General features: G+C 37.4%; 17 protein-coding genes and 5 tRNA genes. 1 reads left to right on the top strand and 21 read right to left on the bottom strand.

From position 1 onward, the window contains the following. Nucleotides 1-70: 70 nt before the first annotated feature. The 4 genes from O3617_RS08265 to O3617_RS08250 are packed head-to-tail and all read right to left on the bottom strand — an operon-like array spanning nucleotide 71 to nucleotide 3,389. Nucleotides 71-1,321: an NAD(P)/FAD-dependent oxidoreductase gene (locus O3617_RS08265; RefSeq protein ID WP_371449523.1), complete on the bottom strand. Its 1,251-nt coding sequence runs from the start codon at nucleotides 1,319-1,321 to the stop codon at nucleotides 71-73. Beyond that, a complete protein-coding gene (locus tag O3617_RS08260) occupies nucleotides 1,318-2,043 on the bottom strand; it encodes a pseudouridine synthase (protein WP_371449522.1) in 726 nt (241 codons plus the stop codon). The genes O3617_RS08265 and O3617_RS08260 overlap by 4 nt, the downstream gene beginning before the upstream one ends. A gap of 13 nt (nucleotides 2,044-2,056) precedes the next feature. Beyond that, nucleotides 2,057-2,641 carry an SMC-Scp complex subunit ScpB gene (gene scpB / locus O3617_RS08255; RefSeq protein ID WP_371449521.1) on the bottom strand — a complete coding sequence of 195 codons (585 nt, stop codon included), beginning with the start codon at nucleotides 2,639-2,641 and terminating at the stop codon, nucleotides 2,057-2,059. A gap of 1 nt (nucleotide 2,642) precedes the next feature. Further along, complete coding sequence (locus O3617_RS08250) at nucleotides 2,643-3,389, bottom strand: ScpA family protein (RefSeq protein WP_371449520.1); 747 nt, start codon at nucleotides 3,387-3,389, stop codon at nucleotides 2,643-2,645. A gap of 168 nt (nucleotides 3,390-3,557) precedes the next feature. On the opposite strand from O3617_RS08250, the gene O3617_RS08245 reads away from it, so the two are divergent. Then, entirely contained in the window at nucleotides 3,558-5,390 is a 1,833-nt protein-coding gene (locus tag O3617_RS08245) for a phosphoethanolamine transferase (RefSeq protein WP_371449519.1), read from the top strand. A 35-nt stretch (nucleotides 5,391-5,425) separates the two neighbouring features. On the opposite strand, the gene O3617_RS08240 is transcribed toward O3617_RS08245, so the two are convergent. From O3617_RS08240 to O3617_RS08160, 17 genes are all read right to left on the bottom strand, one after another. Continuing rightward, nucleotides 5,426-5,881 (bottom strand): DUF523 domain-containing protein, encoded by a 456-nt coding sequence (locus O3617_RS08240; RefSeq protein WP_371449518.1) that lies wholly within the window; start codon nucleotides 5,879-5,881, stop codon nucleotides 5,426-5,428. A 65-nt stretch (nucleotides 5,882-5,946) separates the two neighbouring features. Continuing rightward, nucleotides 5,947-6,035: transfer RNA gene (locus tag O3617_RS08235), tRNA-Leu, on the bottom strand. Between the two features lie 15 nt (nucleotides 6,036-6,050). After that, nucleotides 6,051-6,125: transfer RNA gene (locus tag O3617_RS08230), tRNA-Cys, on the bottom strand. A 12-nt stretch (nucleotides 6,126-6,137) separates the two neighbouring features. After that, nucleotides 6,138-6,212, bottom strand: a tRNA-Gly gene (locus tag O3617_RS08225). Between the two features lie 7 nt (nucleotides 6,213-6,219). Further along, nucleotides 6,220-6,295, bottom strand: a tRNA-Phe gene (locus O3617_RS08220). A gap of 5 nt (nucleotides 6,296-6,300) precedes the next feature. After that, nucleotides 6,301-6,376 (bottom strand) — tRNA-Asp (locus tag O3617_RS08215). Between the two features lie 50 nt (nucleotides 6,377-6,426). After that, nucleotides 6,427-7,023: an MBL fold metallo-hydrolase gene (locus O3617_RS08210; RefSeq protein ID WP_371449517.1), complete on the bottom strand. Its 597-nt coding sequence runs from the start codon at nucleotides 7,021-7,023 to the stop codon at nucleotides 6,427-6,429. A gap of 39 nt (nucleotides 7,024-7,062) precedes the next feature. Further along, a complete protein-coding gene (locus O3617_RS08205) occupies nucleotides 7,063-8,550 on the bottom strand; it encodes a TrkH family potassium uptake protein (protein ID WP_371449516.1) in 1,488 nt (495 codons plus the stop codon). 7 nt (nucleotides 8,551-8,557) lie between these two features. Continuing rightward, a complete protein-coding gene (gene trkA, locus O3617_RS08200; protein WP_371449515.1) occupies nucleotides 8,558-9,898 on the bottom strand; it encodes a Trk system potassium transporter TrkA in 1,341 nt (446 codons plus the stop codon). Between the two features lie 3 nt (nucleotides 9,899-9,901). Then, on the bottom strand, nucleotides 9,902-10,795 hold the full coding sequence (locus O3617_RS08195) for a S1 RNA-binding domain-containing protein (RefSeq protein ID WP_371449514.1): 894 nt from the start codon (nucleotides 10,793-10,795) through the stop codon (nucleotides 9,902-9,904). A gap of 3 nt (nucleotides 10,796-10,798) precedes the next feature. Next, on the bottom strand, nucleotides 10,799-11,161 hold the full coding sequence (gene rsfS, locus O3617_RS08190; protein ID WP_371449513.1) for a ribosome silencing factor: 363 nt from the start codon (nucleotides 11,159-11,161) through the stop codon (nucleotides 10,799-10,801). Between the two features lie 11 nt (nucleotides 11,162-11,172). Next, complete coding sequence (locus O3617_RS08185; protein ID WP_371449512.1) at nucleotides 11,173-12,297, bottom strand: LCP family protein; 1,125 nt, start codon at nucleotides 12,295-12,297, stop codon at nucleotides 11,173-11,175. Next, nucleotides 12,290-12,871: a bis(5'-nucleosyl)-tetraphosphatase (symmetrical) YqeK gene (gene yqeK, locus O3617_RS08180; protein ID WP_371449511.1), complete on the bottom strand. Its 582-nt coding sequence runs from the start codon at nucleotides 12,869-12,871 to the stop codon at nucleotides 12,290-12,292. The genes O3617_RS08185 and yqeK overlap by 8 nt, the downstream gene beginning before the upstream one ends. 5 nt (nucleotides 12,872-12,876) lie before the next feature. Beyond that, entirely contained in the window at nucleotides 12,877-13,491 is a 615-nt protein-coding gene (gene nadD / locus O3617_RS08175) for a nicotinate-nucleotide adenylyltransferase (RefSeq protein ID WP_371449510.1), read from the bottom strand. Nucleotides 13,492-13,630: 139 nt separating this feature from the next. Further along, nucleotides 13,631-14,884: a glutamate-5-semialdehyde dehydrogenase gene (locus O3617_RS08170; protein ID WP_371449509.1), complete on the bottom strand. Its 1,254-nt coding sequence runs from the start codon at nucleotides 14,882-14,884 to the stop codon at nucleotides 13,631-13,633. 11 nt (nucleotides 14,885-14,895) lie between these two features. Beyond that, on the bottom strand, nucleotides 14,896-16,017 hold the full coding sequence (gene proB / locus O3617_RS08165) for a glutamate 5-kinase (protein WP_371449508.1): 1,122 nt from the start codon (nucleotides 16,015-16,017) through the stop codon (nucleotides 14,896-14,898). 36 nt (nucleotides 16,018-16,053) lie between these two features. After that, nucleotides 16,054-16,338 (bottom strand): YhbY family RNA-binding protein, encoded by a 285-nt coding sequence (locus O3617_RS08160; RefSeq protein ID WP_371449507.1) that lies wholly within the window; start codon nucleotides 16,336-16,338, stop codon nucleotides 16,054-16,056.

Below are 16,338 nucleotides of genomic sequence, written 5' to 3'. Positions count from 1 at the left end.
TCCCTGTATCACTTTCACAAATTATATAAAATATACTATTCAATCATACATACAGCGTAAAATGTCTCTATTAAAACGCTTCAGGGTGAGTTATATGCATAGCTGCTACATATCCTGTAGAAAAGGCAGCCTGTAGATTATATCCACCTGTAAAAGCATCAATATCCAATACTTCACCTGCACCATATAAACCTTTAACCAACTTAGATTCCATAGTTTTAGGATTAAATTCCTTTAAAGAAATACCACCAGCAGTAACAATAGCCTCTTCTACAGGACGTAATCCTTTCACAGTAAGAGGCATATGTTGCAACATATAACCGATTTGTTGTCGTTCTTCCTTTGAAATCTGATTGATTGGTTTTTGTGGATCAATACCAGCCAATTCAATAATTAATGGTATCAATCGACTTGGTAACAAATCCTTCATCCCATTAATTAATTGTTTCTTAGAATAGAGATCAAAATCTTTTTGTAATCGTTTATCTAATGTCTCTGGAGATAATGCAGGTTTTAAATTGATATCTAAACCTATAGTACCAATATTTTTTTTGCGCATCAATTTTCCCACCATGTGACTAAGAGATAAAACAATAGGACCGGTAATTCCAAAATGGGTAAACATCATTTCACCAAACATCTTGGCTTGTACCTTATTCTTAGCAACTACAGATAATTCAACATTCCGTAGGCTAAGCCCCATTAAATCTTTTACCCAAGTTTCTTCCGTTACAATCGGTACCAAGGATGGACGGATATCGGTAATCTTATGGCCTACTTGAGCCGCCAAAATATATCCATCACCAGTAGAACCAGTAGCAGGATATGATTTGCCGCCCGTAGCAATAACCACGGCATCAGCGTGATAGGTTTCTCTGTCTGTCACAACACCGGTGACAACACTATCATCAACCAAAAGTTTCTTAACCGGTTCCTCAAGATGAACATCTACACCATAGTGTTTCATAAGCTTCATAAAGGTATTTCGCACATCCAGTGCAGAATCTGAAGCTGGAAATACGCGGCCGCCTCGCTCTACCTTTGTTTCTAAGCCAGCGTCGTGTAATAACTGCAACAACTCTTCATTGGTAAAGCGCTCGTAAGCACCATATAAAAACTTGCCATTGCCTGGTGTATTTTTAATAAATTCAGACATATCACAAGCATTCGTAATATTGCAACGCCCTTTGCCAGTAATGCCCATCTTTTTACCAACATAATTCATTTTTTCGAGAAGCGTTACCTTTGCGCCTTCTCGACCAGCAATGACAGCAGCCATTAATCCCGCTGCACCACCTCCGATTACTACGACGCGCTTCATTTAGAAGCTCCTAGCGCTTTAAGTGCACTTACTTCACGTTGTGTCAATTGACGAACACCACCGCGCTTAACACCGCTTAAGGTTAATCCACCATACGCTATGCGTTTTAGATTGTGAATGCGATAGCCAAAATGCTCAAACATACGGCGAACTTGTCGATTACGACCTTCGTGAATCGTAATTTCTACTTCGTGAACCCCATTGTGGTCATCGAAGCCTAAATCCACAAGTGTAGCGGGTGCTGTCACACCATCTTCAAGGGGCACACCATCAGCGATGACCTGTAAATCTGTATCATTTACACGTCCCTTAATACGAACTTCATATGTCTTTTCAACGCCTTTAGATGGATGCGTAAGATTCTGAGCTAGTTCTCCATCATTTGTTAAAAGCAATAAACCTTCCGTATGTAAATCAAGTCGTCCAATTGGATAGATACGGCGTTTTTCATTTTTAATATAATCCATTACAGTTTCCCGTCCTTGTGGGTCTGTAACAGATGTAATAACACCTTTCGGTTTATTCATTAAATAATACACAGGTTTTTCCACGGCTAATAATTGTCCATCAACCATGACCTTATCTTTCATAGGATCAATCTTAACACCCAGTTCCGTCACTTTGCGGCCATTGACACGTACCTTACCAGACGTAATTAATTCTTCTGCCTTACGACGAGAAGCTATGCCACAGCTGGCAATAAATTTTTGTAATCGTTCCATTTTATATCCTCTTCTATATATTCTCTATTCCATCCTCGATAGGGAGTTCTATTATATTTCCTTCACCTACACTGTCTAATTGTACACCAGGCACATCGGCTTCGGCAGAATCCAGTTCTTTGTGCAAATCATCAATTGATTTGACGCCTGTACTTCGTAGAAATTCATCCGTTGTACCATATAAAATAGGGCGACCTACCGTATCCTTATGACCTAATTCGGCAATTAACGAACGAGACAATAATTGTTTAATTACCTTATCACTATTAACACCGCGCACTTCTTCAATTTCGGCTTTTGTAATCGGTTGTTTATAAGCTATAACAGCCAATGTTTCCATGGCTGCATTAGATAATTTATCCTCTTTTTTACGAATATGTCCAATATACATAGCCGATTCCGGTGCACTTACTAGTTCCACACCAGCAGCAGAGATTCGCACGCGAATACCGCGTTTATGGGATTCTAAATCAGATGCTAAGTGATCTATCAATGTCAAGCTTTCTTGTTTTGAAAGCTTAAATATATCTTGAATGACGTCAATAGAAATAGGTTTAGCCGCAGAAAACAATACAGCTTCTAAATCTGATATACCCATGCTATTCCTCCTCTACTTGTACATCCCGTTCACCAATGATGGGTGCGGTAAAAATAATATCATCATTTTCGTAAAACATGGCTAGTTCTTGCTGTTTTAAAAGCTCTAGTATAGCCATAAATATGGTTACCATACCACTTTTAGATTCGATAGCAACAAGTAATTCACGAAACGCCAATCGTTCCCCACGCCTTGCACGACTCGCTAAGGATAGGATCATATCCTCTAAGCTATACGCATCCTTTTCAACAGTAACTTGGCGAACCTGTTGTTCATCTTCATTCTGAATAGTTTTATGTAATACAGAATAGAATATATCGTATAATTTAGATAATTCTAAATTATAATAACTATCCAAACCTAATACGCTAGTTTCTTCAGGGCGACTAAACACATTCGATTCAATCGATGCTTTTTCCATTAAAAGCTGGGTAAAATCTTTGATTTTCTTAAATTCTACAAGCTTAGCCACTAATTCATCTCGTGGATCTTCACCTTCATCGGGTACCGGTTCCACCTTTGGTAATAGCATACGGGACTTAATCTGTAATAATGTGGATGCCATAACGAGGAATTCACTACTATAATGAATATCAAAATGATTCCAATTATCTAAGTATTCTAAATATTGGCTGGTGATTTCAACGATTGGGATATCCGTAATTTCAATTTTATGTTTTTCAATTAAATGTAAAAGTAAATCGAGAGGTCCCTCGAATACATCCAATTTATAATTATAGTCCCCCATGAATCCCCATTCCTTAACGATACTATTTCATAACTATATAATTATATCGTAAATTGGAAATTTCTTCTACGTTCACCATATATAATTGTATTTTTTAGTATTCTTTGTTATCTTATAATGTGAAGAAAAATATATATTTGTTGTAATCTCCTTTAGAAAGGAAACATTATGTTGTCATCAATGAAATCATTGATTCGAAATCCTATTTTGCGTTTTGGCATTATAGGTATAGTGCTCTATATTGCACTATTTTTTATTTATGAACCTATCACATTAGGACTCGATGTAGAGGATATTACAATCCTCGCGGTACCGACCATGGTTGGTATGTTTTTATTCCAATACTTTATGAGTTGTACCGTATTTCACCGTGCATTCTTAGGATATGGTTTAGTAGGCCTATTATGGGGGCTTACATTTCCATTACTATTTCACTGGTCATATGTGAAACCTTTATATTTCTACGAGTTTGCTAATGATTTTCTATTTGGTTTACTCCTATTTATGGGGCTTTCAGGTATACAATACTTAGTTACACAAACAGGGCGTCTACAAAAATTAACATCCGCCATACTAGCTATATTTGCATCGATTCTCAGCCTTATACCTTTGTTACAAATTGGCTATTATATGACCACTTGGCATTGCTTAACACCAGCCAGCTTACTCGCCGTATATATGACTAATCCTGAAGAAGCATTTGGATTTTTGAAAAATACTGCAGGCATTCCAGGTCTTATTGCTACTATTATAGGACTTATCCTATGGGTGCTATTCCTATATTGGTGCAACTTAGGGATGAAACGAGTTGTAGATCTAAATACGACACGACCTTTACGACTAGGTGTACTCATTGCATCCATGGTTGCATTCATCGTATATGTACCATTCTTCTTATTTCCTCAAACCTGTATCGTAGCCAACTGGATAGCTGCAGGCAATTATGTTAAGGAAATGCAACAATACAACGATAATCATCATCTTGTTTTTGATTCATTTAATTTAGATACAAAGGATACAACACCTACAAAAACGCCTGGAACTATCATCCTCGTCATCGGCGAATCTAGTTCCCGTGATTACATGAAGGTCTATAATCCGAAATTCCAGTACGATGACACACCTTGGCAAGAGGATATGAAAGATCATAATAAAGATTTTATCTTCTTTAATCATGCATATTCTTCTTACGTACAGACTGTACCAACCTTAGAACGTGCCCTATCAGAGCGCAATCAGTATGACGACCGCCCATTTCTAGATTCAGCTAATATTCTAGATGTTGCCAAAAAGGCTGGGTACACCACATCGTGGTTCAGTAATCAAGGCGTATTTGGTGAATATGATACGGCTATCTCATTAATGGCTAAGACTGCAGATACAACTAAATGGTCTCATGAATCCTATGGTTTCTCTGATTTGTATGATGAATCATTATTGCCATTATTAAAAACTGTTGATCCTAGTAAAAATAACTTTATCGTTATTCATATTATGGGCAGCCATATTTATTACAATGATCGATATCCTCACGAATTTAGTAAATGGAAAAAAGGACCTAATCCAGAAGGTATCGAGGCTTATGCTAATAGTCAACTCTATACAGATTGGTTGTTACAACAAATCTATACCTATGGTAAAGATAATTTAAATCTTCAAGCCATGGTTTACTTTTCTGATCATGGTGAAAGCGTAGATAAATCTCACAATCCAGACACCTTCGATTTTGTAATGACTCATATTCCATTCTGGATGTACTTATCACCTCAATATCGTGCAGCATACCCTCAAACAGTATCAGCTCTTGATAGTCATGAACATCAATATTTCACAAATGATTTATTGTACGACACATTAGTGGGCCTCATGCATGCACCAAACAGTCGTTATGATAAAACAAGAGATTTTAGTAATAGCGCTTACCGTTTTAATTTACACAATCTAACCACACTTTTAGGTGAACAGCCATTAACGAATGATCCAGTTAATGCAGGACAATAAAATATCTGAAAACAACAATAGCGACGATTGATATATCAATCGTCGCTATTTTGCATTATAAGGTCTTGTACATTCTTTTCCGTATAGATACTTATATCATGTTGTAATAAAAGCTCTGACGTGACACCTATTCCATTTACGAGCGTTCTTGTAAATGTACCATCATATATTTCGCCATACCCACAGCTAGGACTTTTAGCTTTTAGTAAAGCACGCATACACTTTCTATCTATAGCAATTTGCAAAGCTAACGCTGCACCGCGTTGAAATTGCTCTGTTACATCTATACCATTTTCTGTTTTTACAAGGTTTCCTACGCGCTCTGCTGGAGGTCTTGGTGTTGAAAGCCCACCCATTACCTCAGGACAAATGGGTATAAGGTTATAGAGGTCCTTGAGTTCTTCTAAACGGTCTATTTGGTTATGGTCGCCATCATAACGACAACAAACGCCACAAAGACATTCACTAATTAATAGATTTGGTTTATTCACGTTTATACCTATTCAGCAACATAGTATAATATATACAAAAAAAGACTAACCGAAGTTAGTCTTAATGGTGCCGAGGACCGGAATCGAACCGGTACGGTTATTTCTAACCGACGGATTTTAAGTCCGTTGCGTCTGCCTGTTCCGCCACCCCGGCATGGGTAACGATTTGTGGAGGCGGCACCCAGAATCGAACTGGGGAATAAAGGTTTTGCAGACCTCTGCCTTACCGCTTGGCTATGCCGCCATATAAAATATATGGAGCGGGAAACGAGATTCGAACTCGCGACCCCCGCCTTGGCAAGGCGGTGCTCTACCGCTGAGCTATTCCCGCATGTACATGGTGCCTCAGGACAGAATCGAACTGTCGACACACGGATTTTCAGTCCGTTGCTCTACCGACTGAGCTACCGAGGCATGAATGGCGACCCCGATCAGATTTGAACTGACGATCTTCGCCGTGACAGGGCGACATGTTAACCGCTACACCACGGGGCCGTATCCAAAGTACTTGCTTAGTATATCTGTTATCAGACTTTTTGTCAACACTATATGTGTAAATTCTTAATGAAGTTTTTTTCATTTCCCAAAATAGTGCTATCTTGATGTCCAGGTTCTACTAATAGTGCATCATTCAGCTCTAATATTTTACGTAAGCTATTACGTAGATCATCTGCATTGCCATTATAATTATCACTATTACCAACATTTTGTTTAAAAATGGTATCACCTGTAAATAAATGACCTTCTATTTCATAACATACAGATCCGGCGCTATGACCAGGTGTATGGTACACCTGTATATGGAACGGACCAATAGTTAATACACCTTCTGTAATTGGCATACATTGAGTAAACATCTTTTTCTTATATACGCTAGGACGGCGCCGAATCAATTGCAATAATTCATGATCCCCCTCATGTAGATATGCAGGAATCTTATAATATTCACATATTTCATCCAGGGCTGACACATGGTCACAATGACCATGTGTTAACAAAACCGCAATTGGTTTAGAATCTCCTACCATCTCAATTATATGTTTACTATGAAATCCAGGGTCAATTATGAGAGATTGATTGTATTTTTTTAATACATAACAATTTGCCTTATACAAGCCTAATGGACGTTTTATTATTTCCATTTTACAATCCTTCCCCCATAACTAATGCAATATAAACTTCTATAAAATTCTATATCGTTTTGTAGTATCTTTTTTAATAAAATACCCTTCCCAGAATTGTGGATGAAGCATAACTAGAATCGTAAATAATTCTAAACGACCTAATAGCATATCTACAATAGCCACACCTTTTGCACCTAATGGTAATAATGCAAAAGAATCAGTTGGTCCATAACTGCCAAAGGCTAAACCTACATTACTTTGGAATGCGGTGACTATTTGAAGTGCATCACCTGTAGACAAACCAAAACATGTCATTAGAAATACGGATATAACATAAATCATTAAATATAGAAATATAAATTGTTGCGTCATACGCACCCATTTATCTGGTAATGGCTTTCCATTGATTCGTACAACTTGAACCATATCAGGATGTATGGCTTTTCTCAAATAAATGATACTACTCTTAATTAAAATAATAAGACGAATAATCTTAACGCCACCGGTCGTAGATCCACTACAACCTCCAAAAAAACTAGATATAAATAACATCATTTGAGCCGCAGCAGGCCATAGATCGTAATCAGATACGGCAAAACCGCTGCCCGTTTGTATTGATACTAAGGTAAAGGCTGAATCTTGAAAAGCTTGTCCTATATCCATGGAATTAGATTGAAAATATAACGATATAAAGGTGATAAGAATACCAATAACTAATACAAGCCAATACATACGCGTTTCAAAATCAGAGAATAATTGAGAGAAACCCTTTTGAATCACATTATAATATACGGCAAAGTTACCACCTGCAATGACCATAAACAGTATAAATACTACACATATATATGTATTTTGACTATATAAAAAAGTACCTGCCGTAGTTGGCGTCAATCCACCAGTAGCAATAATAGAAAATGAATAATTCAATGCATCAAAGGGATCAATACCACCTAAGCAGAGCATTATAAAACAGATAATTGTAAATATTACGTACAATGTCCATAATTTCGATGCTATGGATTGAATCCGTGGTAACACTACACCTGGTTTTGGTACAGATGCCTCAGCATTGAAAAAATGCGCAGCATCAGCACCAAGATTGCGTAGGAATGATAGAATCAACACAATGATTCCCATACCGCCAATCCAATGCATTAATCCACGCCACAGTATGAAAGACTTTGGTATACTATCAACATCAAAAATAACTGTAGCACCAGTAGCAGTAATACCTGACATAGATTCAAACAGCGCGTCCATCGGGTTAACTAATACACCAGATATAATAAAGGGAATAGCCCCCAATAACACTGTTAATATCCATGTTGAGCTAACCACTAGGAATCCATCTCTCAAGCTAAAGGTCTTACTCTTATTTCCACCAAGTACTAGTAGACTACCAAGCAGTATAGATAATACAGCCGTAATACAAAAGGACCAATATGCAGTTTCAAATAGAATACTATATATAAATGGTATAACAAGAAAAGCTCCAAAAATATAGAGTAATTTCCCTACCAAGGACATGACAATCTGTATACGCATATAACCCCTACGTTAAATAATTCAATAATTTAGTAACAGATTCAGGCAATGAGAATAGCACAATATGATCCCCCACTAACAGCTCTGTATTACCACGCGGAACAATCGCTTCATCACCGCGGAGTATAACACCAACTAAGGCTTTACCAGGTAGACGAATATCTTTTAGTTGTTTACCAGCTACGGGAGATTGTTCCGTAATAAGAATCTCTATAGATTCAGCCTTTCCACCTTCAAAAGTAGATATGGAAATAACGCCTTCTCCACTTCGAATAAATCGTAGTATTTGTCCTGCAGTCATTAGACGTGGTGAAAATACGATATCTATACCGACTTGTTCCATGAGCATAATATATTCAGGACGTCCTACACGGACAACGGTTTTAGGTATGCCCATATGTTTCCCTACTAAAGCAACTAAAAGATTTAATTTATCATCATCTGTTAAAACAATAATAACATCGTTATCGGCTACTTCTTCGGCTTCTAATAAATCAAAATCCGTACCGTCCCCATTGATGACAATGGCTTTATCCACTTGTGCAGCCAAGGCTTCACAACGCTCAATATCCTTCTCAATAACCTTAACGGTAAATCCTGCTTTTTCCAATAAGATGGCCAAATTGCGCCCTAATAAACCAGCGCCTACAATAACAGCCCGTTTATGGAAGGTTGCATGATTAGAAAACCATTCTTGTTCTACTTCATTAATACCATCTTTTAAGCCTAAAAAGAAAACACTGTCATTAGGTAATAGTATGCTTTCACCATGAGGTATAATCATTTCACCTAATCGTAAAATACCAACCAATAACACACCTTCTGGAAAAGTTAACTCTTTTAAGGGTTTATTTACAAGCGGGAATGTACTATTAATTTTAAATTCCATTAAACGTACAGCACCTTGACCAAATTCTTCTACGTCCAAAGCGGATGGTGTTTCAATAATATGAAGTAATTCTTGCGCCGTAACCATCTCTGGATTAATAAATAAATCAACGCCTAATCGTTCTTTCATATGATCATCCATATGATCAACGATATTAGTATCCCTCACACGTGCTACAGTAGATGGGACACCTGCTATTTTAGCTACTGCACAAGATAACATATTAACTTCATCAGAATCAGTAACTGCAATAAACATGCCTACATCTGATAGGTCAATTTCATTCAATAACTGAATATCGCTACCATTACCGCATACTAAACTAACATCCAATGTATTTTCTAAATTATGGATACGTTCCTGGGAACGGTCTATAAGATATACGTCATGATCGTCTTGTACCAGTCTTTCACATAAGGAATAGCCTACCTTACCAGCACCTACTACAATAATTTTCATAGTTTAGTCCTCTTGTTGATTAGGGTTCCATTGTTTTCCTGATTCTGTAAGCAATGTCCACCCATCTTCTTGCACGACAAGGCGTTCTTTCATTAAATGACCTAAAGCACGTTTAAAGGCTGCTTTGCTAATATTAAATTTATCTTTAATTAACATAGCAGAAGACTCATCACTATAAGGCATTTTACCGCCTCGTTGTAATAGGTATTCCATAATAATCTGACCATCAGAAATTAACGCTTTTTCTTTAATTGGACGCATAGAAACATTAATACGACCATCATCACGCTTAAATGTTACACGAGCCTCTACCATTTCACCAACATTTAACTTTCTCGTCATTTCAGAACGATGTAAAAAGGCTATCCATCGTTCTGGGGTGATAAAGAATGCACCATCACTTGTCAAATTATAGATGGCTCCCGTCACTTGTTGGCCAACAACAGCATCAGTAGCTGCTTTAGACGCTCGGCGCATTTCATCATCAACATCCATGGAAACAGCCATACGGCCCGATTTATCGGTATATAGCTTTACCCATACCTTTTCACCTACTTGCGGTCTGCCACGCATTTCAGCGTGAGGCATAAAAATCCCCCGCTCAGTACCGACCTCAACGAAACACCCAAAATTGGTTACATTAATAACCTCAACATAACCAATTTGACCGACCTTCATAGCAGGCAATCGCATGGAGGCAGTCAAACGTCCCTTAGGGTCTCGATATAGAAATACCTCTACATCATCACCTATGGCAACTGGTGAAGTTTGTTGATCCTTATGGAGCAAAATATCATCATTTGTATTTCCCGTTTGACCGTCAAGGAAAGCGCCATGATCACTAGTACGTAGAACACGCAGTGTAGCAATGGTATTTTCCAATAATTCGCTAGCCATAGATTATTCTCCTTCAAAAGGAACACGTCCTGCATCGTTCCATAAAGCTTCAAGGCCATAAAATTCACGAATTTCATCATTACCAAAGACGTGGCAAATAATATCGCCAAAGTCCAATAAAATCCATTCACCTTCGCGATAACCTTCACGGTGAAGAACTGTCATACCTTGTTCTGCTGCTATATCTTCAATCTCATCGGCAATACTTTGGGATTGTTTAATATTATTAGCACTGGCAATCATAAAATAATCACCTAGCATTGAAATACCTTCTAGGTCTAATATTTCAATGTCATGGCCTTTTTTATCATATGCAGCTTGTGCAAGGGTTAAAACATGTTGTTTAATTTCTTCTTTTTGTTTCATCGTATCTCCTATTATTCTTTCTTTTCTGGTTCCGAACCTGGTTCTGATGGTTTTGTGCGTGTACTTTGTTCAGATTCGATTGCAACAGGCTCTTTTTTAGTCTCTGGGGTAGCTATAAATTGAGTTAAATCCTCAGGTGCTAATGTTCCCATCGTAATACCCACTAAGCGCTGTGCCTCCGTTGGATTAACATGCCAGTACACAACATTATTTATTTTTTCCTTTTCCCCAGGCAAAATATAAAAATGAATATGATCTTTTTCCATTTGACCAATTGTGCGCATCAATTTGATAGCATCCCACGTAGAAATATTACTTTCATAATGGCTCCATAGTCTCCAAATATGCCAAGCTTTGGTAATAAACCATGTATCTTGTTCACGATCAACCCATAATTTCAAGAACCGTTCTTGCCGTTGAACGCGTCCAAAATTATCATTATTTTCATCTGTATAGCGTAAATATGCCAACGCATTATCACTATCTAAATTTTGATAACCACGACGTAAATCTATATCTTTAGATCCTGTTTCAGCATCCACATGTTCCATATTTTTTTCTACATAAAACTGTTGACTGCCTAACACATCACTCGTTTTTTTGAAAGCTGCTTCATCAACAACAACATAGTATGGAATACTAATATGGAACATATCCTCTACAACAGCTTTTGTTAATTCAATATTTCCTTCTGCATACATTTGATTTAACATAGAAGCAGACTTTTGATCTCTACTTTCAATCTTACTGTTACTAGGAATGCCAATGATATCCATCGTATTCGTATTCATATTAATAGACATGAGAAATAGAGAATCAGCTTGACTCGGATTATTAGTATCTCGACCTACAATCAACACATATACAGGTTTATTTAATGCTTTCTGTTCTACATTAACAGTATCAGTATGTTTAGGTTCACTGGATTCTTCAATTTCACTTGCTGTATCGGTTTGTGTTACACGATGATATACATAGCTAATGCCACTGTACATCCCCCATCCAATACCACAAACAACGGTAAGTGCTAAGGCGAATACAATGATTAGACGCCACCACTGAACCTTATTCTTTTTCATCTGACGCTCTCTACGTCTTCTACGACGACGAGCACGTGCTTTCTCTAATTCATCCATTGTAGGCACCTTCCTTTTTCATATGATGTATTAGATCATTACGACTAATAATAGTAAGCGGATAAATTGTATCCCCACTATCAATTAAATGTCGAATAGTCATATCAAATCCACATAATACCCCATCATCAAGGGATTGTTCGGCAGCCTTACGAATATCATTTACACCAGGAAAGTTACGATTTGGCTCAATATAATCAGCTAAAAATATAATCTTATCTAATTTTGACATTCCTACTTTTCCGGTTGTATGAACACGGATAGCTTCCAACACTTCACGATTAGTAATGCCATATTGAGTGTTGGCTAAAACCATCCCTGCTAGACCATGTAATAAAGCACCACTGCGCAACATATCTGCATCACAGGATAAGTCGGCAACTACATCTTGCATTTCCAATAGAGGTAATTCTTTAGCGCAATCATGTAATAATGCAGCTATATGCGCATCCTCTACATTAGCTCCATATTTTTTTGCTAAATAGATAGCTGACTCTACAACACCTAATGTGTGTATAAATCGCTTCTTACTTAACTTATTGGATAAATCGGTTTCAATTTGTTGTATATCCACCTTAACTATTCCTTCCGATAAATATCATATTCTTCAATATACTGAACTACACATTTAGGTAACATATACCTGACTGTTAAACCATGTCGCAGTCGGTCTCTTAAATAGGTAGCAGATAATTTCATTTCAGGTACATTCATTAGATGAATTCTATCTACAGCCTTTGGTCCTAATAACTCTAAGGTAGTATCAATAACCTGTGAACCATCAGGTCTCATAGCGCCAATGAAATGGCAATGATCTAATAATTCATCTATAAATTTCCAATTAGGTAAATCTCGTATCGTATCGGTACCGGCAATAAAGAAAAATTCTACCGCATTTCCATATATGCTTTTGAAATAATGAATCGTATCAATCGTATATGAAGGGCCTTCACGGTGCATTTCCACATCGGATATTTCAAAATATGGATTATCTGCTACGGCAGCAGCAGTCATAGCATAACGATGCTTTGCATCGATAACATCATTATGCTTATGAGGAGGTATCCTTGCAGGAACAAATATAACTTTTTCTAACTGAAAGCTTTCTCTTGCCACTTCTGCAATCATTAGATGTCCTAAGTGGATAGGATTAAAGGTTCCTCCTATAATCCCAATTCGCCTAGTGTCTCCCATATATAAGTCACACCCTTTATGACGATAATACAAATCAAGATAAATAATACTATTGCCTTTATATACGATACCCACTCATAACGACCTTTTGGAGTCTGAATATAGCGATAGTAGGCCCGTATTAGATAATATAAACGCATCACGACCGAATTTGCCCCGTTCCAAATACGAAGTATTTATAAGATGTTAGCGCTTGTAATCCCATTGGCCCACGAGCATGAAGCTTTTGGGTACTAATACCGATTTCAGCACCAAATCCAAATTCAAAACCATCGGTAAAACGAGTAGATGCATTATGATATACAGTAGAACAATCAATAAGATTCATAAACTGTTGTGCTGTATTAATATTATCTGTCACAATTGCTTCGGAATGATGTGTTGTATATCGATTAATATGAGAGATTGCCTCATCTACTGAGGATACAATTGCTATATTTAAATCAAAATCATTATATTCTGTACTAAAGGAATACTCGTCAACAGCAACCCCCTTAACAATCTGTAATACTTCTGGGGTACCATGAATCATGACATGGTGAGGGGCTAATCTTTGCTCTAATGCCAATAAAAACTCGTGTGCAATAGATTTATGAACCAATAAAGTTTCCATAGAATTACATACAGATGGGCGTTGCACCTTAGCATTCACAGCAATATCAACAGCCATATCTATATTAGCTTCGGCATCAACATAGGTGTGACAAACACCACTTCCCGTCTCTATAACCGGGATCATACTATCTCGTACAACTCGTTGTATTAATCCAGCCCCACCACGTGGAATGACTACGTCTATATACCGTCGTTGTTGTAGTAAAACACTGACTGCTTCACGGTCCAATACTTCTACAAGCTGTATCGATAAACGCGGTAAATCATATGACTCTAGTACATCTTGCATGATGGATACGATGGTTCGATTCGTATGAAACGCCTCTTTACCACCACGTAAAATAGTGGCATTTGCAGTTTTAAAGCATAGTGCACCAGCATCAACCGTTACATTGGGACGAGCCTCAAAAATAATGCCAATAACACCAAAAGGTACGGCTCGTTTTTCAATGTGAAGTCCATTGGGTCTATCAATAGTCTCTAATACAGTACCCACAGGAGAAGGTAGTAAACTAACTTGACGTACACCTTCAGCCATTTGATTAATACGCTCTTTAGATAGTAGTAATCTATCCAACATAGTATCAGGCACTACACCTCGAGCACCATCCATATCTAAACCATTGGCTTCTAAAATTGTATCACCATGTTTTACTAATGCATCAGCCATTGCGCATAATACTTCATTGATACGTGTTTCTGGTAATTGTTGTAAAACAATAGATGCTGCCCGTGCAGATTCACCCATTTCTTTAAATATACTTTCATATGAATTCATACCGCACCTCTTCAATGAATCAGAACTAAGTTGTTCCTATGCACAACTTCATCATAAGTCGAATTAATCCCCAATACCTCTGCAATATCTTGTGTATTATGACCTTTAATTTTTAGTAAATCCGTAGCACTATAATTTACTAAACCTCTGGCAATCTCTTTACCATTAAAAATGATTGATACCGTATCACCCGGTTCAAAAGAACCTTCTACGCCTATTACACCTGCAGGTAAAATGCTTGCACCATGATTCAATACAGCCTTAGTACACCCTTCATCAATGACGATAGATCCAGTTAGACGTTTACCATACGCTACCCAATGATGTTTTTGAGAAACACCTTGATCATTAGCGACGAATAATGTACCTATATTCTCACCTTTACATACTTTGCGTAAAGAATTATCTGATTCACCACTGGCAATAATCATATGTATACCTGAATTAGTCGCCATATGAGCAGCCTTAATTTTTGTATACATTCCACCGGTACCCATACTTGAACCTGCACCACCAGCGATTTCATAAGTTTCATCTGTAATCACAGAAACTTCGTGGATTAAAGTAGCTGTAGAATCTGTAGCTGGATTAGCCGTATATAAACCATCAATATCAGATAAAATAATTAGCACATCAGCTTCTACAATCCCTGCTACAGTAGCCGATAATGTATCATTATCGCCTATTTTATATTCTTCAATAGCTACTACATCATTTTCATTAATGATTGGAATGACATGTAATTGTAACAACGCATGTAATGTATTTCGTAGGTTCAAATAGCTATGACGAGAAGTGCTATCCTCCTTAGTCAATAATATTTGGGCAACCGTTCTACCGTACTCTCGAAACATGCGTTCATACATATGAATGAGTACACCTTGTCCTACTGCTGCTGATGCTTGACGTAACACAAGATCTCTTGGTTTTTCTTTAAATCCTAACGGCGCAAGGCCTGCACCCGTCGCCCCCGAAGAAACAAGAATAACCTCTTTCCCTTGGTTGGCAAGATCTGATAATTGACGGACTAAATGTTCTATCCGTTCTAAATTTAAATGACCATTTGGGTAACATAATGTACTGCTACCCACTTTAACAACAATGCGTTTAGCATTCTTAATGGCATCTCTCATACAATCATCTCCTATAAGGGAAAAAGGTTATAACTATTATTTAGGTAATATAATCTTCGGCTCTTTTTTTGCTTTATATAGAACACCATTGAATCCAATAACTTGGACTAACTCAGCGCCAAGCATATCGGCTAATTCTTGAAAAATATCTTTACCTTCTGGACTATTATTAAGCAATTTCACTTTAATCAATTCACGTGCCATCAATGCCAATCTAGCGCTATCAATAACACTATTTTCAAGTCCGTTTTTACCAATTTGTACAACAGCTGGCATGGTAGCAGCTAATGAACGTAAATACCGTTTCTGTTTTCCTGTCAT

This window comes from Veillonella sp. 27098_8_77 (assembly GCF_041431535.1).
Lineage (GTDB): Bacteria > Bacillota > Negativicutes > Veillonellales > Veillonellaceae > Veillonella.
The sequence above is the reverse complement of the archived record's forward strand: the minus strand, read 5'-3'. Positions and strand labels throughout refer to the sequence as shown.

Excerpts from the sequence above, each read along its gene's own strand:
- rsfS (WP_371449513.1), bottom strand. The coding sequence starts at position 11,161 with ATGAAACAAAAAGAAGAAATTAAACAACATGTTTTAACCCTTGCACAA.
- scpB (WP_371449521.1), bottom strand. The coding sequence starts at position 2,641 with ATGGGTATATCAGATTTAGAAGCTGTATTGTTTTCTGCGGCTAAACCT.
- O3617_RS08210 (WP_371449517.1), bottom strand. The coding sequence starts at position 7,023 with ATGGAAATAATAAAACGTCCATTAGGCTTGTATAAGGCAAATTGTTAT.
- O3617_RS08260 (WP_371449522.1), bottom strand. The coding sequence starts at position 2,043 with ATGGAACGATTACAAAAATTTATTGCCAGCTGTGGCATAGCTTCTCGT.
- O3617_RS08160 (WP_371449507.1), bottom strand. The coding sequence starts at position 16,338 with ATGACAGGAAAACAGAAACGGTATTTACGTTCATTAGCTGCTACCATG.
- trkA (WP_371449515.1), bottom strand. The coding sequence starts at position 9,898 with ATGAAAATTATTGTAGTAGGTGCTGGTAAGGTAGGCTATTCCTTATGT.
- proB (WP_371449508.1), bottom strand. The coding sequence starts at position 16,017 with ATGAGAGATGCCATTAAGAATGCTAAACGCATTGTTGTTAAAGTGGGT.
- O3617_RS08195 (WP_371449514.1), bottom strand. The coding sequence starts at position 10,795 with ATGGCTAGCGAATTATTGGAAAATACCATTGCTACACTGCGTGTTCTA.
- O3617_RS08185 (WP_371449512.1), bottom strand. The coding sequence starts at position 12,297 with ATGGATGAATTAGAGAAAGCACGTGCTCGTCGTCGTAGAAGACGTAGA.
- O3617_RS08245 (WP_371449519.1), top strand. The coding sequence starts at position 3,558 with ATGTTGTCATCAATGAAATCATTGATTCGAAATCCTATTTTGCGTTTT.
- O3617_RS08205 (WP_371449516.1), bottom strand. The coding sequence starts at position 8,550 with ATGCGTATACAGATTGTCATGTCCTTGGTAGGGAAATTACTCTATATT.
- O3617_RS08170 (WP_371449509.1), bottom strand. The coding sequence starts at position 14,884 with ATGAATTCATATGAAAGTATATTTAAAGAAATGGGTGAATCTGCACGG.
- nadD (WP_371449510.1), bottom strand. The coding sequence starts at position 13,491 with ATGGGAGACACTAGGCGAATTGGGATTATAGGAGGAACCTTTAATCCT.
- O3617_RS08265 (WP_371449523.1), bottom strand. The coding sequence starts at position 1,321 with ATGAAGCGCGTCGTAGTAATCGGAGGTGGTGCAGCGGGATTAATGGCT.
- O3617_RS08250 (WP_371449520.1), bottom strand. The coding sequence starts at position 3,389 with ATGGGGGACTATAATTATAAATTGGATGTATTCGAGGGACCTCTCGAT.